This is a genomic window from Shewanella sp. HL-SH8 (genome assembly GCF_051165765.1).
Lineage (GTDB): Bacteria > Pseudomonadota > Gammaproteobacteria > Enterobacterales > Shewanellaceae > Shewanella > Shewanella glacialimarina.
In genome coordinates, this window is sequence record NZ_CP195039.1 from 2,173,482 (window position 1) to 2,198,932 (window position 25,451).

Genomic DNA, 25,451 nt, shown 5'->3' on the forward strand with positions numbered 1-25,451 from the left:
TTAAGCTTACATCAAAATTAATTTAAAAAAAAAAGCCATGCTTTAGCATGGCTTTAACTTATTAAACGACTTTGTTATGGCTGTGGTTTAGTCATCTCAGCAGTTGCGCTATTAGCAAAATTTGATTTTGCTGCAGCTGGCTTGTCTGTTTCAGCGTAGCTTTTACCTTGAGGTACAGCTTGCTGCTCACGAACTTCAACCGTAGGCTTAGTTGTAGTTGAACTTACCATTGAACCAAAACGACTATTGCTGGCAGGTTTTGGTGCCACAACAACTTCAGCTTTGGTTTGCTCAGCTTTCGGCTCTACAGCTTTCTCAACCACTTTACGCACTATTGGGGCCGGCTTTGCCATAGGCGCGTTAACTGCGGCTTTGGTTGGCTTTGCTTCCGTTGATTTTGACTGCACGTCTTTTACGGGTGTAATAACTTCAGCTTCTTTAGTGACTTCAGCTTTTACCGCAGGTTCAGAAACTGGTAACGCCTCAGTTGTTACAGATACTGATTTTTCAGCAGCAACAGGAACAACTTTAGTTTCAGCTTCGACTTTAGCTTCAACGTCAACTTTACTTTCAACGATAGGAGCTGTTTGTACTGCTTCAACCCTTGTTGATTCAGCAAATGCTTCTACTTTCACCTCAGTAACCTCAGCAACTGATGTGTTAGCAGCTTTACTCTCTAACACTGGTTCAGCCTTTGCAGTAGGTTGATTAACGTCGGCTGCGGTAACAGCTTGAGTTTGTGCGAGCTCTTCGGTTAACTGTCTATCAAGTTCATCAACAGGGGTGAACACTGGCGTGGTATCAGAAGAAGCACCTTCGTCATCATCACGGCGGCGGCGTTGACCTGCTGCACGAAGATGACGTGGACTGCGGCGGCTGCGACGCTGACCTTCACGTTTATCATCATCAGACTCATCAGTTTCAGACACTGTTTCGGTTACGTTAACCGTTTCATCTGCTGGTATAGTTGCAGTTGTTGCTGCAGTTGTAGTTGGTACCGTTGGAGCAACAGCTTCTACAGTTGCTGCAACACTAGTGTCTACTTTTAACTCAGCTGTTTCTTCCGTCGCTGCGGTTGTAGTTTGTTCAACTGTCGCTGATTTATCGGCTGATTGGTTATCAGCAGGTTTTTCTTTACGAGGCTGACGCTTACGCACAGGCTTACTATCTTTAGCTGAATTGTTAACTTCAGAATTAGCTTCAGCATTAACGTTAGCTACCAACTCATTTGTCTCAACATTATTAACATCACTTCGCACATCTTTAGCTAAATCCGTTGGTGCGGATTCATTAGGCGTAGTGGTTAACAGTGTTTGGTCATTAGTTTGCTCATTCTCAATGCGTACTTTTCTGCGCATATTACGGCGCTGACGGCGTTCACGTGCAGCTTCCTGTTTAGGTGTTTTTTCAGCCGCAACAGTTTTGGTCGGTTTATCGTCACTGACTACCGGTTTGCTAACAGGTTCGGGTTTGTTAGCTGTTTTAGTGTCATCTTTGTCACGACTAGGCTTATTACGGCCACGAGTATTCTTGTTATCAGTTGTTGTCGAATCTTTATCGTTACGTTTGCGGACGAGTATCGTTACGGCTGTCGTTGCGACTTTCATTACGATTATCACCGCTATCATTACGGCGGCTGCGACGAGGGTTAGTTTTATCTTGTGTTACCGCAGGCTTAACTACAGGCTTTTCTTTTGTTTCAGTTTCATCACTGCTAAAGAAAGCACTAATTGCAGATGTAATGCGGCTGAATAAACCAGGTGTAGCAGCAACTACAGGCTTAACTGGAGCAGCTTTAGGTTCTTCAACGGTTTTTTGCGGTGCAGCAAAACCTTTTAAAGCTGGCTCTGGTGCTAAGGTACGCTCTAATTTACGTGGCTCGTACAATTCTGATTTAGGTGCTTCAACGCGCTTAAAGCTTGATTCGGTGATTTCATCATCATTTTTACGGCGGATCACTCGATATTCAGGTGTTTGCATGTGCGCATCAGGAATAACATACACTTCTACACCATGACGTTCTTCGGTAATCCGAATGGCTTTACGTTTTTCGTTAAGTAAAAACGCTGCAACATCAACCGGAACAATGGCTTCGATTTGAGTGGTATGCTCTTTAATGGCTTCTTCTTCCATTAAGCGTAAAATCGATAATGCTAAAGATTCTGTACTACGGATAGTACCTTGGCCATGACAGCGAGGACATAAATGTGCAGCAGACTCTTCTAAAGAAGGGCGCAAGCGCTGACGCGACATTTCCATCAGACCAAAACGTGAAATACGACCTAATTGCACTCGTGCGCGGTCATGATGCACTGCATCACGCATGCGATTTTCCACTTCACGTTGATGACGAACAGGCGTCATATCAATAAAGTCGATAACCACTAATCCACCCAAATCACGTAAACGTAATTGACGGGCAATTTCGTCTGCCGCTTCAAGGTTAGTATTTAATGCCGTTTCTTCGATATCACCGCCTTTAGTGGCGCGGGCAGAGTTAATATCGATAGAGGTTAATGCTTCTGTTGGGTCAATAACAATTGAACCGCCAGAGGGTAAACGAACTTCACGCTGGAAAGCTGACTCAATTTGAGATTCGATTTGGAAATGGGTAAATAAAGGTACTTCAGAATCGTACATTTTGACGCGTTCAAGGAAGTCTGGACGAACTAAGCCAATATGTAATTTAGCTTCTTCATAAATACGTGGATGATCGATGAGAATTTCACCAACATCACGACGTAAATAGTCACGAATTGCGCGAACAATAACATTACTTTCTTGATGAATTAAGAAAGGAGCACCTTTTGTTTTAGACGCTTCTTGAATAGCATCCCAGTGATGCTGTAAGACTTTTAAGTCCCATTTTAATTCAGTTGATTCTTTGCCTACACCCGCAGTACGAACAATTAAACCCATGCCATGTGGCACTTCAAGTTCAGACATCGCTTCTTTTAATTCAGTACGCTCATCACCTTCAATGCGACGAGATATGCCACCCGCGCGCGGATTGTTTGGCATTAATACTAAATAAGACCCCGCAAGACTGATAAAGGTGGTTAAGGCAGCGCCTTTGTTGCCACGTTCTTCTTTATCGATTTGAACGATAACTTCTTGACCTTCCTGCACCACTTCTTTGATGTTAGGACGACCTTGAAAAGAGTAACCTTTAGGGAAGTATTCGCGGGCAATTTCTTTTAACGGAAGAAAACCATGACGATCAGCGCCATAGTCAACAAATGCAGCTTCTAAAGAGGGTTCTACGCGGGTGATTTTACCTTTGTAAATATTTGATTTTTTTTGTTCATGTCCTGGGCTTTCAATGTCCAGATCATACAATTGTTGCCCATCTACTAGGGCGACACGCAACTCTTCAGATTGAGTTGCATTAATTAACATACGTTTCATGATGACGTGATTCTTCTATAAAGGTCATCAAACAACAATTATTTGCATTACGGGCCTGCGAATAGTTTAGCAGCCTCACGGCTTGTTACAGGCTATATAGGCGCGCAGTACGACTGTTAAACGCATTCTCTGCGTGTCGCGGCCTAATTTATGGCTTATTTTCTAGTGTTTACAAAAACAAGGAATCCGTTGCATTAACAACCAACCCCATAAATATCAGTTTCTTCCAGTAATGCCTAATCGAATCGGTTGTTTGATAACAAGCTAAAATATTGTTCGAATTTGGCGGTTGAAATCAGGCAGTTTTTACATTTTTTTAAACTAAACTTACGGTTTAATTATAAACACATAATAATGACGTGTTTTAAAAACTTATAATTTGCAAATCAATGATTTGCTACCGATAAAGCTCATGTGTAAATTGCACTGAATTTCATTAATTGAATAGGTTGTGAACAGTTTATCCACGGTTTGTCCTCATTCAATGCGCAAATATAGCAATATTAGCTAAGTTCGGCAATCAAAAGCCTATAATCTTTTAAGTGATGATTGTTTCAGTTACCTATTATGGGGTGTTGTGCAATGGATTGCTGTGTTACTGATGCAATTTCTTATTTCCCTTTTCTTTGAAGGCAGCCACTTGTTATTCATTTAAACGTCATTCATGCGTACGTTAGTGGTTTGTAAAACAGCATTTATATAAGAGAGTATGATTGTCCTGTGCTTGTGATAGCCAAGTTTTATTGAAATAAGCTACAATAGCGACGTTCTCACAAATTGGCGCATCATGAATACTGAAACTACCCCCCAAGTTCACTTCGTCACCATAGACGAAGATAATGTTGAACAACGAATTGATAATTTTTTATTAACTAAGCTTAAAGGCGTTCCTAAAAGCATGATTTATCGAATCGTGCGAAAAGGTGAGGTGAGAGTTAATAAGAAGCGAATTAAACCTGAGTATAAACTTCAAATAGATGATGTTGTTCGTATTCCGCCGGTTAGGGTGGCAGAAAAAGATAATCGTACAGCACCGTCACCTAATCTATCTAGAGTCTCTCAATTAGAAGAGCGAATTATTCATGAAGATAAGTTTCTTATCGTATTGAATAAACCCGCTGGGATTGCTGTACATGGAGGCAGTGGGGTAGATTATGGCGTGATTGAAGGTTTGCGCTCGCTACGACCTCAACAAAAGTTTTTAGAACTGGTGCATCGTTTAGATAAAGATACCTCAGGCGTCTTATTGGTGGCTAAAAAACGCAGCGCGTTAAAACACCTACATGAGCAGCTACGCAGCAAAACAATGCAAAAAGATTATTTGGCATTAGTACGTGGCGATTGGCAGGCTAAAGACAAGGTCATAAAAGCTCCTTTACTAAAAATTACCTTAAAATCGGGTGAGCGTATAGTTAGGGTGAATCCGGAAGGAAAAGAATGCGAAACGCGTTACCGGATTATGCAACGCTTTGAAGGCGCAACGTTAGTAAAAGCAAGCCCAGTGACAGGGCGAACTCATCAGATCCGAGTTCACTGTCAATTTGCTGGTCATGCTATTGCTTGCGATGATAAGTATAGCGAGCAAAAGTTTGACGACAGTATGCGTGCAATTGGCTTAAATCGTTTGTTCTTACATGCTGCAGAACTGAAGTTTACCCATCCTGAAACCGATACCACAATGCAAGTCAGTGCGCCGTTGGATGATGTGTTGTTACAAACATTAGAAAAACTCAAAAAGATTTAATATTAGTTGTAATGACTGAAAAAGTGAATGATATGACATTGCAGAATAAATTTGACTTAGTGATTTTTGATTGGGATGGCACCTTAATGGATTCCATCGGGGCCATTGTGAGCTGCATGCAAGCCGCGGCTCATGATCTTAGTATAGAGGTACCAAGTGAACGTGCTATTCGTGACTTGATAGGCCTTTCATTACCCAAAATACTCAATATTTTATTCACTGATTTAGTTCATCTGCATGAAGATATTGTTAGTCGTTATAGACACCATTTCTTATCAGCTAATACAGTTAGCCCATTATTCGAGGGTAGTGAACTTTTATTAAACCAGCTTTTTACCCATGGTTACACATTAGCTATTGCTACAGGTAAAGGCCGCCCGGGCTTGGACAGGGTATTAGCGCTCAGTGGTATGGGGCATTATTTTGCTGCTAGTCGTTGTGCTGACGAAATGAAAAGTAAACCTGATCCTATGATGATTGATTCTCTGCTTGCACATTTTAATGTGCCCGCCCATCGAGCTGTGATGATTGGGGATTCGGTTCATGATTTGCATATGGCCAATAATGCTGGCGTTGCAGCTATTGGGGTGAGTTACGGTGCTAATTTGGTTGAACAACTGCAAGCCGCTAACCCGTTAGCCATTGTCGATAATGTCGCTGAATTAGTCTATTACCTTTAATCTAATGTGTTAGGCATTAAATTAAAGGTAAATAAATCTGCTCTAGTGGGTGAGGTTGCTATGCCAATACATCAATACCTTGCAATGCTAATAAATCAATAAGCTTTATGAGTGGTAAGCCGATAAGTGTATTGGGATCATCGCCTTCAAGCTTGTCAAACAGTGCAATGCCTAATCCCTCACTTTTAAAGCTACCCGCACAATACAGCGGCTGTTCAGTCTTAACGTAAAAACCAATTTGTGCCTCTGTTAGCTGTCTGAAGTGAACTGTAAATTTTTCTATACAACTGTGCATTACTTTGGTCTCAGTGCTATAAACTGCTAGACCAGTATAAAAGGTAATGGCTTGGCCTGAAGCTTTTGTGAGCTGTTTAATCGCATTTTCAACCGTGTAGGGTTTACCCACTATGTCACCATTTATAAGTGCCACTTGATCAGAGCCAATAACGATATTGTTATGGTTATTGTGTTGTGATGATGTGTCCGCAGCGATTAATGCACTACCCGCCAATGCTTTTTGCTGTGCTAGACGCTCAACCAACTGTATTGCTGTTTCATCTATTAGTGGTGATTCATCAATATTGGGGTTAATAGTAGTAAATGGATAATTTAATTTAGATAATAGTTGCTGACGGTAAACGGATGTCGAGGCTAAAATTAACTTTATAGGCATGATTTTTTATCTAATCAGTCTTTGATAGCACAAAGTTTACCATTAATCGTTAATATGCGGTAAATATCGCTGCAAATGCTTGTGTATGCAGGGACTGTTCGGTAAAATTTGCCATCATTCAAATTTAATGTTGGTAGTGATAGAGAGCTTGAATATACCTTAGGGTATATTTTAGTGCATTTTGCAGAAATTTTCTTTGACTCTAACGTTTTCAAACTATAATATGCGCGCCTTATGCAAACAGTAAAGATACCGGTTTCAATTGATCCTTTTCGCGCCGCTAGTAGCAGTCTTCGTTATGATGGCATAGTTCCTAGTAAGCAGAATAAGCGATTAAATGAGTTATGTGCCGGCGACTGTTCCGACGTAGTTGTGTCGTTGGAATGTGGTGTCGACTTACAGGGGATAGTCTACCTTCGCGGGAAGGCTGTGACGGAGCTCACTCTGCTATGTCAACGTTGCATGACACAATATACTACTGAGGTTACGGTCGAGTTTTGTTTCAGTCCTTGTAAGAATGAAACAGAAATCGATGAGCTCCCGGATGCGTATGACCCAATTGAGTGTAATGATATTGGTGAAGTACGTCTGCATCAATTGATTGAAGATGAATTGATAGTCGCTATGCCGATTATCCCAGTGCATGAAGATACTGATTGCAGTTTGGGATCGAAAGATATAGTTGTAGGCGAGATCGACCCCGCTCATGAGGAGCGTCCAAATCCGTTTGCAGTGTTACAAAAACTGAAGAGCAAGTAATCGTAGGAGACAAGTCAAATGGCTGTACAACAGAATAAAAAATCTCGTTCAAAGCGCGGAATGCGCCGTTCACATGATTCATTGAGCACTGCTCAATTATCTGTAGACGCAACTAGCGGTGAATTACATCTACGTCACAATGTGACTGCCGATGGTTTTTACCGCGGTGTAAAGGTTATCAACAAGTAATTTGTTGACGACTTAATGACGAATCTGACGCTCGCGTTAGATGCGATGGGCGGCGATCATGGTCCCCACGTCACAGTGCCTGCAGCCTTGCAGGCACTGAAATCTAATTCCTCTATTCATATTATCCTTATCGGCAACCAAGCTGAAATCGAACCATTTCTTTCATCAGTTGACCCCACTATTTTATCTCGAATTGAACGAATTCATACTACAGAAGTAGTGGCTATGGATGATCGGCCTGTACATGCTTTACGTACTCGTAAAAATAGCTCAATGCGCGTTGCCCTAGAACAAGTCAGGGATGGAAAAGCTGAAGCTTGTATTAGTGCCGGCAATACTGGCGCGTTAATGGCAATGGCAAAAGTGCTATTGAAAACGCTACCAGGTATCGACCGACCAGCTTTAGTTTCATGTTTACCGACAGTGACGGGCAAGCCTGTTTATTTGTTAGACTTAGGTGCTAATGTCGCATGTGATTCAGAAACCTTATTTCAGTTTGCTGTTATGGGGTCAGTCTTGTGCGAAGCGGTACATAAAAAATCTCGGCCTAAAGTCGCTTTATTAAATGTCGGCATTGAAGAGATTAAAGGTAACGATCAAGTACAACAAGCTGGACGTCTTCTGCAACACACAGATCAACTCAATTATGTTGGTTTCGCTCGAAGGTGATGAAATCTACACTGGTAATTTAGATGTAATAGTGTGCGGCGGTTTTGTCGGCAATATTACTTTAAAAACCTCAGAAGGTATTGCCAAGCTTTTAGTTCACCAGTTAAAACGTGGTTTAAATAGCGGCATATTTGTTCGTTTATTGTCCAAACTCATCGCGCCACGCATACAAGCTGTACTCAGTAAGATGAACCCCGACCACTATAACGGTGCAAGTCTGATAGGATTGCGCGGAATAGTAGTAAAGAGTCATGGAAACGCTGATGAAGCTGCCTATCTACAAGCCATTAATTTAGCAGCAACTGAAGCGAAACGTCGTCTTCCTGAAATGATCAATGATCGTTTGGAGTCGATTCTTTTAGACATCAATAGCTGATCACATCATATGCATACAAAAATTCTCGGAACAGGCAGTTATCTGCCTGTGCAAGTGCGCAGTAATCAAGATTTAGAAAAAATGGTCGACACCAGTGATCAATGGATTATGGATCGAACAGGTATTTCAGAACGTCGCATAGCAGCCACTGATGAATCAGTGTCGACTATGGGGTATCAAGCTGCACTTAAAGCGCTTGAGATGGCGGGTATCGAAGCAACTGATCTTGACATGATTGTGTGTGGTACCACGAGTGCCCCTAATGCTTTTCCTGCGGCAGCTTGTGAAATACAAGCCATGTTAGGTGTTAAACAAATCCCTGCTTTTGATATTGCTGCCGCGTGTTCAGGCTTTGTTTACGCATTATCTGTAGCAGACCAATTTGTCAAAACCGGCGCGGCTAAAAAGGTGTTAGTTATTGGCGCAGATGTATTATCGCGCATGTGTGGACCTGATGATCGTTCAACGGTCATTTTATTCGGTGATGGTGCCGGTGCTGTCGTGATTGGTGCCAGTGATACTCCAGGTATTATTAATACCCATATATATGCAGATGGCAGCCAGGGGGATTTATTAAAATGCTCATTCCCTCCACGCGCGAATGAATCCTCAGAAGCGGTCGGTTATATGACCATGAAGGGCAACGATGTATTTAAAGTAGCCGTCACTCAACTGTCAAATGTTGTCACAGAAACCTTGCGGATTAATAATATCGACAAATCCGAAATTGATTGGTTAGTCCCACATCAAGCTAATTTTAGAATTATTAATGCGACCGCTAAAAAATTGAATATGAGTTTAGATAAAGTTGTCTTAACTTTAGCAAGGCATGGTAACACTTCAGCTGCATCTGTACCGATTGCACTAGATGAAGCGGTACGAGATGGTCGAATTCAACGTGGTCAATTATTACTTTTAGAAGCCTTCGGGGCAGGATTTGCTTGGGGCAGTGCGTTAGTTCGCTTCTAATTTCTTTAATTTAATACAGGTAATTAACAATGGAAAATGTGGCTTTTGTATTTCCGGGTCAAGGCTCACAAGCTGTCGGTATGTTAGCTGACTTAGCCCAAGAGCATGATGTGGTTGCACAAACATTTGCCGAGGCTTCACAGGTACTTGGCTATGATTTATGGGCACTTGTAAAAGACGGACCAGTAGAATCATTAAATGAAACCGATAAAACCCAGCCAGCATTACTTACAGCAAGCGTGGCTATTTGGCGTGCTTATCAAGCTAGCGGTAAAGCCATGCCAGCTTATCTTGCCGGTCACAGTTTAGGTGAATATTCAGCTCTTGTGTGTGCAGGTGTAATGCAATTTACAGACGCGGTTAAGTTAGTTGAACTTCGTGGTCAATTAATGCAACAAGCCGTTCCCGCAGGAACCGGTGCTATGTTCGCCATTATTGGTTTAGACGATGCTGCAATTGCAACCGCATGTGAAGCCTCTGCACAAGGCGATGTTGTTAGTCCTGTTAACTACAACAGCCCAGGACAGGTCGTTATAGCCGGAGAGAAAAACGCTGTTGAACGTGCCGCTGCTGCGTGTAAAGCGGCTGGCGCTAAAATGGCTGTAGCATTGCCAGTAAGCGTGCCATCTCATTGTGCCCTGATGAAGCCTGCTGCTGATAAACTAGCTCAGGCCTTAGCTGATATTTCATTTTCAACCCCGATAATTAATGTCATTAATAACGTTGATGTGGCTATGCCTACACTCAGCGAAGAAATAAAAGATGCTTTAGTACGCCAGTTATATTGCCCGGTTCGTTGGAGCGATACCGTGAATTATATTGCTGAAAAAGGTGTCACTGAATTAGTTGAAATGGGACCGGGTAAAGTATTAACTGGTTTGACAAAAAGAATTAATAAATCTGTTTCAGCCCAAGCAGTCAATGATGTTGCATCATTTGCTGCATTAACTGAGTAAGGAATAATAATGAGTATTAGCTTTAATTTAGAAGGTAAAGTGGCACTTGTCACTGGTGCTAGTCGTGGTATTGGACGTGCAATTGCAGAAACATTGGTACAAGCTGGCGCGGTTGTCATTGGTACAGCAACCAGTGAGAAAGGCGCTGCAGCGATTCAAGAGTATCTTGGCGACAAAGGTTTAGGTCTTGTGCTTAATGTCACAGATAGCGAATCTGTTGCACAATTATATAGCCAAATTAAAGAAAAAGCTGGCGATGTTGATATTCTCGTGAATAATGCAGGTATTACACGTGATAATTTATTAATGAGAATGAAAGACGATGAGTGGCAAGATATCATTGACACTAATTTAACTTCATTATTTAAATTGTCTAAGCCTGTGATGCGATCTATGATGAAAAAGCGTTTTGGGCGTATCATCAGTATCGGATCTGTTGTTGGTACTATGGGTAATGCTGGCCAAGTCAATTACTCTGCCGCTAAAGCCGGTTTAATAGGATTTACTAAATCTCTTGCAAGGGAGGTTGCATCTCGTCAAATAACAGTTAATGCTGTTTCACCTGGATTTATTCAGACTGATATGACAGATGAGCTGACACCAGAGCAGCAACAGGCTATTATGTCGCAAGTTCCGATGGAACGTTTAGGGCAAGCGCAAGAAATTGCCAATGCAGTATTGTTTTTGGCCTCAGATTCAGCCGCTTACATCACAGGTGAAACACTGCATGTGAATGGCGGAATGTACATGGTTTAAGGACGATTGGTAGGAAACTACCTTCATTTGAGTCAGAGTTAGAAGCAGGGTATATTTATTTTTTGTGGTTAGACCACAAAATCTAAGCTTGCAATGTTATCTAAATCGAATAAACTACTCGCAATCTTACGCAAGTGCGTAATTTGAATAGGAAAGAGAACTAATGAGCAACATCGAAGAACGTGTAAAGAAAATCATTATTGAGCAACTAGGTGTTAAAGAAGAAGACGTTAAATCTGCTGCTTCTTTCGTGGACGATTTAGGTGCCGATTCTCTGGACACAGTTGAATTGGTTATGGCTCTAGAAGAAGAGTTTGATACCGAGATCCCTGATGAAGAAGCTGAAAAGATCACTACTGTTCAAGCAGCGATCGATTACGTTTCTAAGAATCAGTAATCCAAAATTCACAGAGAAAGGCGGCATTTATTGTCGTCTTTTTTTGTTTCTGGCACTCTAAGAAAAAGTAAGCAGTCATAGCTATTCATATAAAACGCCTGTTCTAGTAGGTTAACCTCTCTTTATATTTCTCCTTCCGGTTAATCGCCGTTGCTAGACTCATTGGCATTGTACATTCAGAATAAAAGGTGAAAATCATGTCTAAACGTCGTGTTGTTATTACAGGTCTAGGATTAGTGACTCCAGTGGGTAATGATGTCGAATCATCCTGGAAAGCGTTACTTGCTGGTCAAAGTGGTATTGAGCCTATTACTAAATTTGATGCTACAGAATTCAGTACTCGCTTTAGTGGCTCAGTTAAAAACTTTGATGTTGAACAATATTTAACTAAAAAAGATGCCCGTAAAATGGATCTATTTATCCAATACGGCATGGCGGCAGGAATTCAAGCCATGAAGGACTCTGGCTTAGACATGAGCCTAGAGCGACCAGAGCGTGTAGGCACCGCAATAGGTTCTGGTATGGGCGGAATGCATTTAATAGAGCAAAATCATAGCGCTTTACTTAAAGGTGGTCCCCGTAAAGTTTCACCATTTTATGTGCCTAGTACTATTATTAATATGATTTCAGGCCATTTATCAATTATGTATGGCATGACAGGTCCTAATTTTGCCGTCACCACTGCTTGTACAACAGGTGTTCATAATATTGGTTTTGCAGCGCGTACTATTGCTTATGGTGATGCTGATGTGATGGTTGCAGGCGGAGCTGAAGATGTTACTAGCCCGTTAGCTGTTGCCGGTTTTGGTTCTGCTAAAGCGCTATCCACTCGTAACGATGACTATCAAGCCGCCAGTCGCCCATGGGATAAAGACCGTGATGGTTTTGTTATTGGTGATGGTGCCGGTGTGTTAGTGATGGAAGAGTATGAACACGCCAAGGCTCGTGGTGCAAAAATTTACGGCGAATTAGTCGGCTTTGGCATGAGCGGAGATGCGTTTCACATGACATCTCCTCCAGCAGATGGTGCGGGTGCCGCTGCGGCAATGGTTAATGCGATTAATGATGCTGGCATTACTAAAGAGTCGATTGGTTATATTAATGCTCACGGCACTTCGACACCAGCCGGCGATAAAGCTGAAGCTGCGGCGGTTAAGTCGGTATTTGGTGCACATGCCTATGATTTGCTCGTCAGCTCCACTAAATCAATGACGGGTCATTTATTAGGGGCTGCGGGGTCAGTTGAAGCGATTATTACCTTGCTGGCTTTACAAGATCAACATATCCCACCAACAATCAATCTTGATAATCCTGATGAGGGTTGTGATTTAGATTTTGTTGCCCATACCTCACGTAAACATCAATTTGATTACGCTTTATGTAACTCATTTGGATTTGGTGGCACCAACGCGTCACTGTTATTCAAGAAAATCTAATTCACTTGCGAATGGTATTTATATAAAGGGAAGATGATGTCTTCCCTTTTTTGTATGATAAATCTTAATATGGCTAATTAACCATTCCTTTGCCTAGTTTATTTAGCGTAAACTGACAAAATACATTTTAGAGGATTAAATATATGGCCGGTATAGACAGACAGCTGACATTACGTTTTTTAGCTGAGCCTGCAGATGTGAATTTTGGCGGCAAAGTTCATGGCGGTGCGGTAATGAAGTGGATCGATTTAGCCGCTTACGCATCTGCTGCAGGTTGGAGCGGAAAGTATTGTATTACTGTATACGCCGGTGGTATTCGTTTTGTTAAACCTATTCATGTGGGTAACATAGTCGAAGTGACTGGTAAAATTATCTACACTGGAACAACATCTATGCATGTGGCGATTGATGTTAAAGCGGGTGACCCAAAATATTCAGAACGTCATTTAACAACCCATTGCATTGTGATTATGGTTGCGGTTGATGATGCTGGTAAACCGACAGATGTACCTGAGTGGATCCCCAAGACCGAGGATGACATTCGTTTACGCGATTCAGCATTACGGTTAATGGACATGCGTAAACGCATTGGTGCTGAGATGGAAGCCCACGTAAAACCAATCGTTGAGTAAATATTAATTACATATCGGAGAAGTTATGGCTAAGGTTGCATTTTTAGGTTTAGGTGTGATGGGGTTTCCCATGGCAGGTCATTTAGTGAGCCAGGGGCATGAGGTGACTGTGTACAATCGTACACAGGCTAAATCAGATTTATGGACCCAAACTTACCAAGGTAAATCAGCTCCGACACCTAAAGCTGCTTCAATGGGTCAGGATATTGTCTTTACCTGTGTGGGTAATGACGATGATTTACGTCAGGTTGTTTTAGGTGAGCAGGGTGCTATTCATGGTATGCATGCTGGCACTATTTTAGTTGACCACACGACAGCATCCGCTGACGTTGCCCGTGAAATTTTTGCAGTGTTAGCTGCCAAAGACATTGCCTTCTTAGATGCACCTATTTCAGGCGGTCAAGCAGGGGCCGAAAAAGGCATGCTTACTGTCATGATGGGTGGCGAACAGGCTACTTTTGATGCCGTTAAACCTGTTATTGCTGCTTATAGTCGCTGTGCTGAGTTATTAGGGCCGGTTGGTTCAGGACAACTAACTAAAATGGTCAATCAAATTTGTATCGCAGGTGTGGTTCAAGGTTTGGCAGAAGGATTACACTTTGCCAAAAGTGCTGGTCTTGATGGTTTGAAGGTGATTGAAGTTATTAGCCAGGGAGCCGCACAAAGCTGGCAAATGGAGAATCGCTATAAAACCATGTGGCAAGGCGAGTATAACTTCGGGTTTGCTATTGACTGGATGCGTAAAGATTTAGGTATAGCACTTGATGAAGCTCGACGTAATGGATCGACTTTGCCTGTAACTGCACTGGTTGATCAATTCTACGCTGACGTTCAAGCAATGAAGGGTAATCGCTGGGACACTTCAAGCTTGTTAGCACGTCTAGAGAAGAATCGTTAAGCATCTATTTCATATACAAATAAAAAGGACTGCTATGATGCAGTCCTTTTTTAAAATATAGGTGTCTACTAGATATCAGTTGGCTCTACTACAATATGTTCTAATTCCACTGCCGCGACAGTATGTAAGGCATCCATAGCCGCGCCAACAAGGCTTATCATGCCTTTAGATGACTCAATTAATATCGCACGTTTAATCTCGCTATAGTCTCGATTGTGTCTTATCAAGTTTGATAGTGCCATCTGCATTGGCTGCATAGAGGGATTAAACGCCGCATTTTCAGCATATCGTCCACAAAAAGTAGCGCCGTCATGGGTTTCTAACACAACTGCAGCATGACAATGAGTATAAGGGGCATAACTTAACCCTACTTGATCTAACGCTTCGATAATGACAGGGTCATTTGACTCTAAAGCAAACTCAATATGGCTTTTTGACAGTAATGGGCGGGTCACATTTAAGTCTTTAGGCCCAAATGCATACGGTAAGTAATGGCTCAATGGCGCAGTTGCTTGACCCGGTAAGTGAATATTGATTTTACTGCCATCAACAAGTTCGTTGATGAATTGACGGCAATGACCACAAGGGCTGAAATTAACAACTATGTCCATTATATGTGTTTCGCCACACAGCCATGCATGGCTTATAGCACTTTGCTCAGCATGAACAGTGTGAAACAGTGCTTCTCCAGGTAACTCAAGGTTGGCTCCCATATAAATATCACCACTACTGCCTTTTACAATTGCGCCAACATAAAACTGGCTAAGGCTTGGACTTGCTAGTGCTGCTGCTATGGGTAACAAAGCCATTAAAAGATCTTGTTCATTTAATTGGCTTGTGGTCATTAAATTTGATAATTGAATGGCATTAATATGACCACCGAAATCATCACTTAATAATGGCACTAAAGCTGTTGCAAGTGGCTTTGGCAGTTGATTGATACCATCTATAAATCGATTTTGCATTTTCCCTTATCCTTAAAATAAAAAACGTCATATTTGGGCTTAAGCTTATGACTAAAATGAATAAACTAAAGTGATTGTAAGTATTGATACAGGGCTTTTAATAGCTTTTGTTTGTGTTCATTGTCGCTGGTTTCTTCAACTAAGTTTTCGAGACGCATCACATAATCGGCATTCATTAACTGCTCTTGGCAGTATTCACGCCACTTAAGGCTTTCTAGGTGGCTTAATGTATGTGGGTAATTACGAGCTCGATAACGAAATAGCATGGTATTAATACGAGGGTCATCAAACTGTAATTCCAATGCGGCTAAATTCTGCGGTTGAGTATGGCTTACTATGTCTATTTTGGTTTTATCAGCATGACTGAAAAAGCCGCCACTGTAGAGCATTAAGTCAGGATTGGTTATCGCTGGCCTATCTGATTCTATTTCAAATACAGCATTTAATTTCTCACGAATATCGCTTGATTGTTTTAGGCGTTTATATTGCTCTCGGGCGAAGGCTTTATCCACATTTAACCGCAGTGCTACATCATCATCTAATAACTTAGCTGAGCCAATAAACGGACATTTATTAATGTGAATTTGCTTAATAGGGATAGGCAGTTCACCTGGTGCTAAATCTTCGCGTGAAGTATACATTCTAGCTTGAATTTCTTCAGCCGTTAATGTCAATAAAGGTGAAATATCCATGGATAAATTGATACAAATAACCGCATTTTTATTGGTCGGATGAAAAGTCACTGGGGCAATTAATGTGGTGCAGCCATTGAGTGCGCTAATTTTAGAACTCACATGCACCAAAGGCTGCATTTTTAAAACATCAATTTGATCACTTACAGCTTGTTTTCGGCGTAATTTAAAATAATAGTCATATAATTTAGGCTGCTGTTGTTTTATTAGCTTAGCCATAGCGATAGTTGCGTATACATCAGACATGGCATCATGGGCTTTTTCATGGCTTAAGCCATTGGCAACAGTTAATTGCTCTAATTTGAAGCTAGGAGAGCCATCTTCCTTTGTTGGCCAACTAATGCCATCAGGACGAAACGCATAACAGGCTCGAACGAGATCAATTAAGTCCCAGCGTGAATTCCCCTGTTGCCATTCCCGTGCGTATGGGTCGATAAAGTTACGATAAAAACCATAACGGCTGACTTCGTCATCAAAGCGTAAGGAATTGTAGCCGACAACACAGGTATTAGGTTGGCTGAATAATTCATTAATACGCTTCATGAACTCAGCTTCAGGCATACCCTTACCATTAGCCAGTTGTGGCGTTATTCCGGTGATTAATATCGCTTCTGGCGAAGGTAAATAATCGGGCGCAAGCTGGCAATAAAAGGTTTCTGGCTCGCCGATAATATTTAATTCAAGATCCGTGCGGATCCCGGCAAACTGACAAGGGCGGTCTTTGGCTGGATTTGCCCCGAATGTTTCATAATCGTGCCAAAATAAAGTGGGTTGTATTGCATCAGCCATAATGAAGTTTCTTGCTAAGTGATTTTATTATCTTAGCATTAATTCTGGTTAGGTTAAGTGCTTGTTGATTTATCAATTGAATGATTGCTAGTTTAATATGCAGATAATACGATGTCAGCCGATAACATTCGCAAATCATAATGTAAAAAGGATTTTTTGAATGCACCAGCATATTTTTAGTCATCCCAATGTGATTCAAATAGACCATCCAACTCTGATTACGGTTCGTTTATTGGACAATATTGATGATTTACTGGTTTTGGCTTCTTTAACTAACCCATTATTCGAAATGATAGTGAGCCAAGTAGCAGGTGTTGAGGCTACGTTAATTGTTCGCCAGCAAGCATTTGTGAATATTGACTATCAACCAACGCATTGTATTGCTGAACAATATGATGTCAATCGCCTGATTGGCCAAGGTGTTAGGCTCTACTCTAGAATGGCCGTAGCCCCTAGGGTATGTATTGAACAGTTGAAAGCAGGTATTGAGATCATCATTCAAGCTGACGGTAAGATGTTTTTTAGTACTGTTGAGCAGGGTAAGTTTGAATTAATCCCACTAGAGCATGACTTACGATTATTATGCGAGCCACAAGTGTTGGTTGTTGCTAAAACTATTTTAGGGCAAAAACCTAAGCACAGTGAATCTACGGCAGCACTTGCTCTACACATTAGTGAATTGGAGCAGGTTAGGCGTGATATTGCAGGTTATATGCGTGGTGAATCCGGAAAAATTCACCCAGGTGTGTCGACTGAACTGTTAAAACTAGATCATTTATTGCAAAATAAACGTCAATGGCTTTTACGTACTTATCATCAGTCTTTAGAGCGTCCTAGTTTATCTAGGGCTGCAAATGAAGCTTCATTAGATATCGAAAAGCTACAGCAAAAACTAGAATGCTATAACATACTGGCTCCTTTTGATGTCACTGAATTAGTTAATCAACTATCAGATGATGAAAACTAACAACTTATTAAGAATTATTGATGTCGTATATCTGTCCTATTTGTCAGCTTCCTTTAGCTCAAAATCAAACGAAAACCTGGTATTGTACAAACAATCATCAATTTGACACGGCTAAAGAAGGCTATGTGAATTTGTTACCAGTACAAAAAAAGAAATCGAAAGATCCTGGCGACAATAAAGAAATGATGTTGGCTAGACGTGAGTTTTTGAATAAAGGACATTATCAAGCGCTCAGTGATAAAGTGAATCAGTTAGCGAGTGAGTACCAGCCACTGGCAAAAACCATTTTAGATATTGGCTGCGGGGAGGGGTATTACAGCCATCGTTTAATTAATCAACTTTATCAGACACAAAGTGATTGCCAATTATGGGGATTAGATATTTCTAAAATTGCAATTAAATATGCCGCCAAAAAATATCCAGACATGCACTTTTGTGTGGCGAGTGTATTTGAAATGCCATTTATTGAAAATAGTTTTGATTTAGCTATTCGCATTTATGCGCCATCTAAAGTAGAAGAGCTACAACGAGTCATCAAACCTGAAGGGATACTAATTACTGTCTCTCCTGGGCCAAAACATCACTTTGCTATCAAACAAAAAATTTATGAAAAACCCAGACTCCATCCACAAGAGTCATTAGTATTGCAAGGTTTTGACTATCTTGGTCAGCATAGTCTTGAGTACATGCTGTCATTAACAGATGAAAGTGATATTGAACATTTACTCAATATGACACCTTATGCCTGGAAGTTATCCTTAAGTCAAAAGCAACAGATGGCAGAGGAAGGGCTTAACTGTGAATTAGATTTTAAAATCGAAGTACATAAGCGTCATAGTGTAGCAGTGTAAACAGAGTAAATACACCAATAACTTATTGATGAATTTAGATAAACAGAATTAAGTTATGTAGTAATTAATTAAGCCATGGTTATCATGCCTGTTGACTTATTCTTAAAATGGTTTATAGTTTACATAGCTTGAAGGTTGGACTTATTTTTTGTGTTTCAATACGACCAGTTTCGTCCTGTTAACATAAGTAATACCGGCATTTTCCAGCGTTACCGCCGTTTAGGCTTTATTTTATATTTACAGGATTTATATCATGTCTCAAGTTACTGGTGTTGTTAAGTGGTTCAACTCTGACAAAGGTTTCGGATTTATCGAGCAAGAGTCTGGTCCAGACGTATTCGTTCACTTCCGTGCAATCAACTCAGACGGTTTCAAAACTTTAGACGAAGGTCAAAAAGTTTCTTTCACTGTGACCCAAGGTCAGAAAGGTCCTCAAGCTGAAAACGTTTCTTTAGTTTAAGCTATAATATTTCACTTAGGTGAAATGGACTTAAAGCTGTGGCATTTGCCGCAGTTTTTTTTGCTTTTTTTTAGGAAAAAATAAATATCATCGTAAGTATAATTTATCCCAATATGATAAATTTTTTGCATCAATTGAAATGATAACTTATAAATTCAGATATATAAAAAGCCGGTTAACTGAACAGTTATCCGGCTTTTTTGTTCGTACTAGACAGAATCAAACTATGTCCACAAAAACAGCTTCTAGGTTGCGTGTTGAAACTCAGAAGAGAACAAGGTGTCTTCTAATGTACGTCCCTTCATAATCGACTTATATTGCCATTGATGTTGAGCTAATAAACTGAACAGTTGTTGTTCTAAGGTGAAATTAGATTGAGTGGGGTATTCAATAATAAATTGATTATTAGCACTTTGACTGACTTTAGTGATAGCAGTTAACCCAAGTAGAGCATGATGCACCGCCGCCATATCAGCCTTTTTCATAATTAATGTTAGGTAATCAACATCTTGCGCCGTATGTATCGATAATGACTGTTTAAGCTGGCCTCTTTCTAAATAAATTACCTGATCACACAATTTCTCTAATTCATCCAAATTGTGTGAGCTAATCACAAACGTGGTACGTTCAGATTGGTCTCTAACAATTTCACGAATTTTCTTAGCATTAGCTGGATCAAGGCCGGCAGTTGGTTCATCTAGTAACACCAATTTAGGCGAGCCGATTAAAGCCTGGGCAATCGAAACCCGTTTACTCATACCATGACTTAAGCTTTTCGGTTTTGCTTTAGCCACATTAACTAAATCTACCAACTCTAAGACGCGCATAGCTTCTTGCTTTGCTGCTTTACCTTTCATCCCCTGAAGTTCAGCAAATAATTTTAGTTGACTAAAAATAGAACTGTCCGGGTCTAGTTGCGCATCTTGTGGTAATGCAGAAAGCAGGCCTTGTAATTTAGGGCTACCAACGGGCTCGCCCAAAATAGTGACTTCCCCTGCACTGGGTTTAATATAACCACACAAAATACTAAAAAGAGTTGTTTTCCCTGCCCCATTAGGGCCTACGAGGGCAATGGGGGCACCGGCAACCAATGATATATCAACCTTATCTAAGGCTGGCTTACCGTTATAGCTTTTACTGAGCTGCTTGCAGTGTATTAGATTCATAATGCGCTCCTTTGCATAACAATGCGGCCTATGATTAATATGGCCACAGTTTGTAACAATGGAATGGGAGTGTAGGCAAATGCAGCTAAACCTTTGGTATTGACCATGTCAGATAATTGCGAACCCGGCAGTAAATAACTGACAACGTCAAAACCTGGCAATTGAACATTAATTAAGGTAATTACCAGTGAGACAATAATCCATAAAATAACAGCGAAGATACTTGCCTGACGTGCACTATTGGCAATAATAGACAATAGCGCCATCATGGCAATGTAAGGTAATACAACAATCAATACACTGGCAAAAATAATCAAAGCTGTGTTGATTGCAGGAAAAAGTAAGCTACTGTCTCTGCTCATAATTAACGCAATAGCGACGATTAACGTCAGTACAATAAGTAATGATTGAATCAATACTTGACCTATAAATCGCCCTAAAAATAAGCTGTTACGGCTAACTCTTAAACTGATAAAGCGTAAAGTCCCCCGCTGTTTATCTGAGCTAAATTGGTCTGCCGAGATAAAAATACTAAATAATGGGAACAAATATAGCGCTGCAACCCAAAAGACAGCAAACTCTGCAACCTTCCAATTAAACAATTTGTCAAGTGTAGTAGGGCCAAATACCGCCGCCATAAATTCCTTAAAGCTGGGTTGCATAATAATGCTAGCGGCTTCTTTAACAGGGTAAATTAAAATAATACTCCACACCATGATAAAGGCGATTAATGCAATTATGCCACTGCGGCTACTGAAACGCTTTGTCAGTTCGAAACAAGCAAGCAGCCAGATATGGGAAAGGGCTGATGGAGATGATATTGCTGGGTTATTCATAAAGATCCTTTAGTGATTAACGCCCGAAATTAAAATACGATTAAGCAAGTGAGCTTGCTAAGACTGTGATAATAATTTTGCGAATGCTGTCTCTAATACCTCAATTCGTTGTTCTAATTCAGCTATTTTATTATCTTGTAGAGAGTTTTGCTGCGCTTGTGCTGAGACCTCTAAATTCGCAATACTATTGGCTTGGTAATCATCTACCGAGGTACTGAATAATTCAATGTAACGGCAATCTCGTTTACCCGCTTCTCTAGCCAGTTGTGCAATAAAAGGTTTATCTTGTTTTGCTCGCTCGAGCAAAATAGATTCTACTTGGGTAACATCTGAGAATTCATGTAAACGATTAGTGCGTGTTTTTAATTCACCAGGTGTCTGAGCCCCTCTTAACAGTAAAACACACACTAAGGCGTATTCGGCTGAGTTGAGCTTTAAATCGCTAAATTCTGTATTACAAAAACGGTGTTTATATTTAATGACTCTACTGCCAACCCCCGATTGTTCACTGAGCAATCGCTTTTTAGTCAAACCATCAATGATAATCTGTACTTCAGATTCAGTTAAAGACATCACAGGTTCACGGCTACTTTTTTGGTTACACGCTAAAGTGATTGAGTTAAGAGATAAGGGATACTGATCGGGAGTGGTTATTTCTTTTTCCATCAAACAGCCAATCACTCTGGCTTCTAGTGTATTTAATTCCATTGATGGTGTTCCTTAAATAAAAAAGCATGAAGATGTTATAGCATCCTCATGCTTGTTTTAACAACGATATCAATGTAATCGTTTATCTAGTGTACAATAAAATCAATTTATCTATTAAACCAGACGGATACCGTCTTTCTCGATAGTAATTTGTCCACCTTTGAATAATCCACCAATGGATCTTTTAAAGGCTTTCTTACTCATAGCCAATTGTGCATAAATAACGTCGGCATCTGTTTTGTCATGTAAAGGTAAAAAACCATCTGCTTTAGCAAGTTTATTCATAATTTGAATCGCTTGTTTATCCAGTTCCTGTTGAGAACCTTTCTGAAGCACTAGGTCAATTTTGCCATCACTGCGTAATGTTTTAATAAAGCCAGTGAGTGTTTGGCCAAAACGTAATTTTTGAAAAACTTCATTTTCATAAATAACGCCCCAATGCTTATTATTGATAATCGCTTTAAAGCCTAAGTCGGTTGAACCACCGATAATCAAGTTTACTTGCTCGCCAACTTCATAATCTGCTGGAGTTTTATCTAAAAACTTATCAACTTTAGATGATGCAACTATGCGTTCGTCGGCCTTATTGGCATGGACGTACACTAAATATGAACGGCCTTCTTCGATGGTTTTGTGCTGTTCGCCAAAGGGTAAGAAAAGATCTTTATCCAGACCCCAATCTAAAAATGCGCCATACTCGCTAAGAGCAGCAACCTTTAAATAGGCAAACTCACCTATCTGTGCGAAAGGTTTTTGTGTGGTTGCAATCACTTTATCTTCAGAGTCTAGGTATAAAAAAACATCAATGTTTTGACCTATTTCATATGTTTTAGGAACAAACTTTTTCGGAACTAACACTTGGCCAAGTTCGAGGGCATTAACATATATACCAAAACTGACTTCTTTAACGACTTCGAGTGAATAGCTTTTTCCGATTTGTATCATGTGAATCTCTATCTGTTGGGGCAAAATAATAGGTGAATATTGCAAATATTCAAAGGCCATTAGTATACACGTTTTTTAAAATTATGAGTGATTTTAGATTAAGAGTGAGCCGATAATAGTATTACACCGTATTGGGTCGAAATTCATCTGTAAAGACAAAAGGAATCTAGGCTTTTTATTAATACCAAAGCTTATTCTACTTGCATTGAAGCACAATGCGCGGTTTAATTGCGCCGCTTTTAAAGGCTCAAGTTTTAAGGTTTAACACACTGACTGATAAGTCTTTATGGCCTTGTAAAAATAGACTTAAGTATTTATGCGGTTATGGATCATAAGTATTCATTTATGCGTTTAGTAAACTTAGACAAGCGTTTGTATTGTCGCCCTAGAATTGATATGCGCTAGGCAGTAAAGCGGCAAATAAAGTACGTATAGATGCTAACAGTGTCACTAAATAACTATAATTTAGCCGACAAAGAGAAAGCTTATCATCTACTATACATCTCATAATGTGCTAACGTTATGATGATTTTATTCACAAGCCATATTACGTCAGAATGTGATTTTGATGTGGTAGGGGAAATACGGAAAATAATTATGTCTGATTGGTCAATTGAAGATGCTCGTGCGGGCTATAATGTCACTCATTGGAGTCACGGCTTCTATGGTATTCGTGAAGATGGGGAAGTGACTGTATCACCTAACCCAAGTCAACCCGATCATAAAGTTGCATTAAGTACTTTAGCCAAAGATTTGGTTAAAGAGGGTGTGTCATTGCCTGTGCTGGTTCGTTTCCCTCAAATTCTACACCATCGTGTAGAGAGCTTATGTGAGGCATTCAATGATGCTATTCAAAAATACGAATATCAAAATGATTATTTATTAGTTTACCCGATTAAAGTTAATCAACAGCAAACAGTTGTTGAAGAAATTTTAGCGAGCCAAAAATCAAAAGAAGTTCCACAGCTAGGTTTAGAAGCCGGTAGTAAGCCTGAGTTAATGGCTGTATTGGCAATGGCTCAAAAAGCCAGTTCTGTGATCGTTTGTAATGGCTATAAAGATAAAGAATATGTGCGTTTAGCACTTATTGGTGAAAAGTTGGGCCATAAAGTTTACATCGTGCTAGAAAAGATGTCTGAACTGCTTATGGTACTAGAGCAAGCCAAGTTATTAGGTGTGACACCTCGTTTAGGTCTACGAGTGCGCTTAGCATTCCAGGGCAAAGGCAAATGGCAAGCTAGCGGCGGCGAAAAGTCAAAGTTTGGTTTGTCTGCTGCGCAAGTTCTTAAAGTACTCGAGCAATTAAAAACCGCTGATATGCTTGATTCATTACAGCTGTTGCATTTCCATTTAGGATCGCAAATTGCCAATATTCGTGATATTCGCCAAGGTGTGGGTGAAGCGGGTCGTTTTTATTGTGAACTGCGCGAATTAGGCGCCAAAATTGATTGTTTTGACGTCGGCGGTGGCTTAGCTGTCGATTATGATGGCACAAGAAGCCAAAGCAACAACTCAATGAATTATGGTTTAAATGAATATGCTAACAACATTGTTAACGTATTAACTGATTTGTGTAATGAATACGAGCAGCCAATGCCGCGTATTATTTCAGAGTCTGGCCGCCATTTAACCGCGCATCATGCAGTATTGATCACAGATGTTATTGGCACAGAAGCTTACATGCCAGAAGTGATTGTTGCGCCTAACGAAGATGACCCTCAGTTGTTACACAATATGTGGCAATCATGGGAAGAAATCAGTGGTGGTCAAGATCAACGCGCCATCATTGAGATTTATCATGATACCCAAAGCGACATTGCTGAAGCACATTCGTTATTCGCTGCTGGTCAGTTTACTTTGGCGCATCGTGCTTGGGCTGAACAAGCTCATTTACGCGTCTGTCACGAAGTAAAGGGCTTATTAAGTAATAATAACCGCTATCATCGCCCAGTGATTGATGAATTGAATGAAAAATTAGCTGACAAGTTCTTTGTTAATTTCTCTTTATTCCAATCATTACCGGATGCTTGGGGTATCGATCAAGTATTCCCTGTGCTGCCTTTATCTGGCCTTGATAAAGCACCAGAGCGCCGTGCGGTTATGCTGGATATTACCTGTGACTCAGATGGCATTGTTGATCAATACGTTGATGGTCAAGGGATTGAAACTACATTGCCTGTGCCAGCATGGAGTGCGGAAAGTCCGTACTTAATCGGCTTCTTTATGGTGGGTGCATACCAAGAAATTCTTGGTGATATGCACAACTTATTTGGTGATACTAACTCTGCAGTTATTCGTTTAGATGAAAACGGATTGACTAACATCGAATCAGTACTACAAGGTGACACAGTTGCTGATGTATTACGTTATGTAAACCTAGATGCCAATGCATTTATGCGTACATTTGAAGAGTTAGTAGAACAGCATATTGCACCTGATGAGCGTGTAAGTACTCTTGAAGAGCTTCAAGCTGGTCTAGACGGTTACACTTATCTTGAAGATTTTTAAGATTAATTTATGTAAATCTTAA

At 40.5% G+C, this 25,451-nt stretch carries 22 protein-coding genes and 2 pseudogenes; 16 read left to right on the forward strand and 8 right to left on the reverse strand.

Annotation, left to right across the window (positions count from 1 at the left end; translation table 11 throughout):
- Nucleotides 1-74: 74 nt before the first annotated feature.
- Nucleotides 75-3,408 (reverse strand): annotated as a pseudogene (gene rne / locus ACRWQN_RS09625) (ribonuclease E).
- Nucleotides 3,409-4,195: 787 nt separating this feature from the next.
- Here rne and rluC point away from each other — a divergent pair.
- Nucleotides 4,196-5,152: a 23S rRNA pseudouridine(955/2504/2580) synthase RluC gene (gene rluC / locus ACRWQN_RS09630; protein WP_434937455.1), complete on the forward strand. Its 957-nt coding sequence runs from the start codon at nt 4,196-4,198 to the stop codon at nt 5,150-5,152.
- Between the two features lie 32 nt (nt 5,153-5,184).
- Nucleotides 5,185-5,832 (forward strand): HAD-IA family hydrolase, encoded by a 648-nt coding sequence (locus ACRWQN_RS09635; RefSeq protein ID WP_434937457.1) that lies wholly within the window; start codon nt 5,185-5,187, stop codon nt 5,830-5,832.
- A 58-nt stretch (nt 5,833-5,890) separates the two neighbouring features.
- Here the strand turns inward: ACRWQN_RS09635 and ACRWQN_RS09640 are convergent, their stop codons facing one another.
- Entirely contained in the window at nt 5,891-6,505 is a 615-nt protein-coding gene (locus ACRWQN_RS09640; RefSeq protein WP_434937458.1) for a Maf family protein, read from the reverse strand.
- Nucleotides 6,506-6,739: 234 nt separating this feature from the next.
- On the opposite strand from ACRWQN_RS09640, the gene yceD reads away from it, so the two are divergent.
- From yceD to ACRWQN_RS09690, 10 genes and pseudogenes are all read left to right on the forward strand, one after another.
- Nucleotides 6,740-7,264: a 23S rRNA accumulation protein YceD gene (gene yceD, locus ACRWQN_RS09645; protein WP_434925921.1), complete on the forward strand. Its 525-nt coding sequence runs from the start codon at nt 6,740-6,742 to the stop codon at nt 7,262-7,264.
- Nucleotides 7,265-7,282: 18 nt separating this feature from the next.
- On the forward strand, nt 7,283-7,453 hold the full coding sequence (gene rpmF / locus ACRWQN_RS09650) for a 50S ribosomal protein L32 (protein WP_226410183.1): 171 nt from the start codon (nt 7,283-7,285) through the stop codon (nt 7,451-7,453).
- A gap of 15 nt (nt 7,454-7,468) precedes the next feature.
- Nucleotides 7,469-8,498: pseudogene (gene plsX, locus ACRWQN_RS09655) on the forward strand (phosphate acyltransferase PlsX).
- A 9-nt stretch (nt 8,499-8,507) separates the two neighbouring features.
- Nucleotides 8,508-9,467, forward strand: a complete 960-nt coding sequence (locus ACRWQN_RS09660; protein ID WP_434925923.1) for a beta-ketoacyl-ACP synthase III — start codon at nt 8,508-8,510, stop codon at nt 9,465-9,467.
- Between the two features lie 29 nt (nt 9,468-9,496).
- Nucleotides 9,497-10,423 (forward strand): ACP S-malonyltransferase, encoded by a 927-nt coding sequence (fabD, locus tag ACRWQN_RS09665; RefSeq protein ID WP_434937460.1) that lies wholly within the window; start codon nt 9,497-9,499, stop codon nt 10,421-10,423.
- Between the two features lie 9 nt (nt 10,424-10,432).
- Nucleotides 10,433-11,179, forward strand: coding sequence for a 3-oxoacyl-ACP reductase FabG (gene fabG / locus ACRWQN_RS09670; protein ID WP_235085327.1), 747 nt, complete (start codon nt 10,433-10,435; stop codon nt 11,177-11,179).
- Between the two features lie 163 nt (nt 11,180-11,342).
- Nucleotides 11,343-11,576 carry an acyl carrier protein gene (acpP, locus tag ACRWQN_RS09675; protein WP_011496723.1) on the forward strand — a complete coding sequence of 78 codons (234 nt, stop codon included), beginning with the start codon at nt 11,343-11,345 and terminating at the stop codon, nt 11,574-11,576.
- A gap of 197 nt (nt 11,577-11,773) precedes the next feature.
- Entirely contained in the window at nt 11,774-13,012 is a 1,239-nt protein-coding gene (fabF, locus tag ACRWQN_RS09680; protein ID WP_434937462.1) for a beta-ketoacyl-ACP synthase II, read from the forward strand.
- A 143-nt stretch (nt 13,013-13,155) separates the two neighbouring features.
- Complete coding sequence (locus ACRWQN_RS09685; RefSeq protein WP_226410177.1) at nt 13,156-13,644, forward strand: acyl-CoA thioesterase; 489 nt, start codon at nt 13,156-13,158, stop codon at nt 13,642-13,644.
- 25 nt (nt 13,645-13,669) lie between these two features.
- A complete protein-coding gene (locus tag ACRWQN_RS09690; RefSeq protein ID WP_434925926.1) occupies nt 13,670-14,542 on the forward strand; it encodes an NAD(P)-dependent oxidoreductase in 873 nt (290 codons plus the stop codon).
- Between the two features lie 68 nt (nt 14,543-14,610).
- Here the strand turns inward: ACRWQN_RS09690 and cdd are convergent, their stop codons facing one another.
- The gene (gene cdd, locus ACRWQN_RS09695) at nt 14,611-15,507 is read right to left on the reverse strand and encodes a cytidine deaminase (RefSeq protein WP_434929916.1); all 897 of its coding nucleotides are present in this window, start codon (nt 15,505-15,507) and stop codon (nt 14,611-14,613) included.
- A gap of 65 nt (nt 15,508-15,572) precedes the next feature.
- Nucleotides 15,573-16,988, reverse strand: a complete 1,416-nt coding sequence (sbcB, locus tag ACRWQN_RS09700; protein WP_434937464.1) for an exodeoxyribonuclease I — start codon at nt 16,986-16,988, stop codon at nt 15,573-15,575.
- Nucleotides 16,989-17,148: 160 nt separating this feature from the next.
- Here sbcB and ACRWQN_RS09705 point away from each other — a divergent pair, with 160 nt between their 5' ends.
- The 3 genes from ACRWQN_RS09705 to ACRWQN_RS09715 all read left to right on the forward strand — a co-directional run bounded on the left by ACRWQN_RS09705 (nt 17,149) and on the right by ACRWQN_RS09715 (nt 19,266).
- Complete coding sequence (locus ACRWQN_RS09705; protein ID WP_434937466.1) at nt 17,149-17,955, forward strand: hypothetical protein; 807 nt, start codon at nt 17,149-17,151, stop codon at nt 17,953-17,955.
- Nucleotides 17,956-17,975: 20 nt separating this feature from the next.
- Nucleotides 17,976-18,806, forward strand: a complete 831-nt coding sequence (gene rlmA, locus ACRWQN_RS09710) for a 23S rRNA (guanine(745)-N(1))-methyltransferase (protein WP_434925930.1) — start codon at nt 17,976-17,978, stop codon at nt 18,804-18,806.
- A gap of 253 nt (nt 18,807-19,059) precedes the next feature.
- Nucleotides 19,060-19,266: a cold-shock protein gene (locus ACRWQN_RS09715; RefSeq protein WP_226410119.1), complete on the forward strand. Its 207-nt coding sequence runs from the start codon at nt 19,060-19,062 to the stop codon at nt 19,264-19,266.
- Nucleotides 19,267-19,511: 245 nt separating this feature from the next.
- Here ACRWQN_RS09715 and ACRWQN_RS09720 read toward each other — a convergent pair whose 3' ends face one another.
- The 4 genes from ACRWQN_RS09720 to ACRWQN_RS09735 form a co-directional block, all read right to left on the reverse strand.
- Nucleotides 19,512-20,432, reverse strand: a complete 921-nt coding sequence (locus ACRWQN_RS09720; RefSeq protein ID WP_434937468.1) for an ABC transporter ATP-binding protein — start codon at nt 20,430-20,432, stop codon at nt 19,512-19,514.
- The gene (locus tag ACRWQN_RS09725; RefSeq protein ID WP_434937469.1) at nt 20,429-21,268 is read right to left on the reverse strand and encodes an ABC transporter permease; all 840 of its coding nucleotides are present in this window, start codon (nt 21,266-21,268) and stop codon (nt 20,429-20,431) included. The genes ACRWQN_RS09720 and ACRWQN_RS09725 overlap by 4 nt, the downstream gene beginning before the upstream one ends.
- 57 nt (nt 21,269-21,325) lie before the next feature.
- Nucleotides 21,326-21,976: a YceH family protein gene (locus tag ACRWQN_RS09730; RefSeq protein WP_434925933.1), complete on the reverse strand. Its 651-nt coding sequence runs from the start codon at nt 21,974-21,976 to the stop codon at nt 21,326-21,328.
- A 114-nt stretch (nt 21,977-22,090) separates the two neighbouring features.
- The gene (locus ACRWQN_RS09735; RefSeq protein ID WP_434925934.1) at nt 22,091-22,921 is read right to left on the reverse strand and encodes a CvfB family protein; all 831 of its coding nucleotides are present in this window, start codon (nt 22,919-22,921) and stop codon (nt 22,091-22,093) included.
- A 597-nt stretch (nt 22,922-23,518) separates the two neighbouring features.
- Between ACRWQN_RS09735 and speA the strand changes: the two genes are divergently transcribed.
- Nucleotides 23,519-25,429 carry a biosynthetic arginine decarboxylase gene (gene speA / locus ACRWQN_RS09740; protein WP_434925935.1) on the forward strand — a complete coding sequence of 637 codons (1,911 nt, stop codon included), beginning with the start codon at nt 23,519-23,521 and terminating at the stop codon, nt 25,427-25,429.
- The last annotated feature ends 22 nt before the right edge of the window (nt 25,430-25,451 follow it).

Bases quoted from the DNA above. Each gene is read 5' to 3' on its own strand.
- rluC (WP_434937455.1), top strand. From the start codon at position 4,196: ATGAATACTGAAACTACCCCCCAAGTTCACTTCGTCACCATAGACGAA.
- ACRWQN_RS09635 (WP_434937457.1), top strand. From the start codon at position 5,185: ATGACATTGCAGAATAAATTTGACTTAGTGATTTTTGATTGGGATGGC.
- ACRWQN_RS09640 (WP_434937458.1), bottom strand. From the start codon at position 6,505: ATGCCTATAAAGTTAATTTTAGCCTCGACATCCGTTTACCGTCAGCAA.
- yceD (WP_434925921.1), top strand. From the start codon at position 6,740: ATGCAAACAGTAAAGATACCGGTTTCAATTGATCCTTTTCGCGCCGCT.
- rpmF (WP_226410183.1), top strand. From the start codon at position 7,283: ATGGCTGTACAACAGAATAAAAAATCTCGTTCAAAGCGCGGAATGCGC.
- ACRWQN_RS09660 (WP_434925923.1), top strand. From the start codon at position 8,508: ATGCATACAAAAATTCTCGGAACAGGCAGTTATCTGCCTGTGCAAGTG.
- fabD (WP_434937460.1), top strand. From the start codon at position 9,497: ATGGAAAATGTGGCTTTTGTATTTCCGGGTCAAGGCTCACAAGCTGTC.
- fabG (WP_235085327.1), top strand. From the start codon at position 10,433: ATGAGTATTAGCTTTAATTTAGAAGGTAAAGTGGCACTTGTCACTGGT.
- acpP (WP_011496723.1), top strand. From the start codon at position 11,343: ATGAGCAACATCGAAGAACGTGTAAAGAAAATCATTATTGAGCAACTA.
- fabF (WP_434937462.1), top strand. From the start codon at position 11,774: ATGTCTAAACGTCGTGTTGTTATTACAGGTCTAGGATTAGTGACTCCA.
- ACRWQN_RS09685 (WP_226410177.1), top strand. From the start codon at position 13,156: ATGGCCGGTATAGACAGACAGCTGACATTACGTTTTTTAGCTGAGCCT.
- ACRWQN_RS09690 (WP_434925926.1), top strand. From the start codon at position 13,670: ATGGCTAAGGTTGCATTTTTAGGTTTAGGTGTGATGGGGTTTCCCATG.
- cdd (WP_434929916.1), bottom strand. From the start codon at position 15,507: ATGCAAAATCGATTTATAGATGGTATCAATCAACTGCCAAAGCCACTT.
- sbcB (WP_434937464.1), bottom strand. From the start codon at position 16,988: ATGGCTGATGCAATACAACCCACTTTATTTTGGCACGATTATGAAACA.
- ACRWQN_RS09705 (WP_434937466.1), top strand. From the start codon at position 17,149: ATGCACCAGCATATTTTTAGTCATCCCAATGTGATTCAAATAGACCAT.
- rlmA (WP_434925930.1), top strand. From the start codon at position 17,976: ATGTCGTATATCTGTCCTATTTGTCAGCTTCCTTTAGCTCAAAATCAA.
- ACRWQN_RS09715 (WP_226410119.1), top strand. From the start codon at position 19,060: ATGTCTCAAGTTACTGGTGTTGTTAAGTGGTTCAACTCTGACAAAGGT.
- ACRWQN_RS09720 (WP_434937468.1), bottom strand. From the start codon at position 20,432: ATGAATCTAATACACTGCAAGCAGCTCAGTAAAAGCTATAACGGTAAG.
- ACRWQN_RS09725 (WP_434937469.1), bottom strand. From the start codon at position 21,268: ATGAATAACCCAGCAATATCATCTCCATCAGCCCTTTCCCATATCTGG.
- ACRWQN_RS09730 (WP_434925933.1), bottom strand. From the start codon at position 21,976: ATGGAATTAAATACACTAGAAGCCAGAGTGATTGGCTGTTTGATGGAA.
- ACRWQN_RS09735 (WP_434925934.1), bottom strand. From the start codon at position 22,921: ATGATACAAATCGGAAAAAGCTATTCACTCGAAGTCGTTAAAGAAGTC.
- speA (WP_434925935.1), top strand. From the start codon at position 23,519: ATGTCTGATTGGTCAATTGAAGATGCTCGTGCGGGCTATAATGTCACT.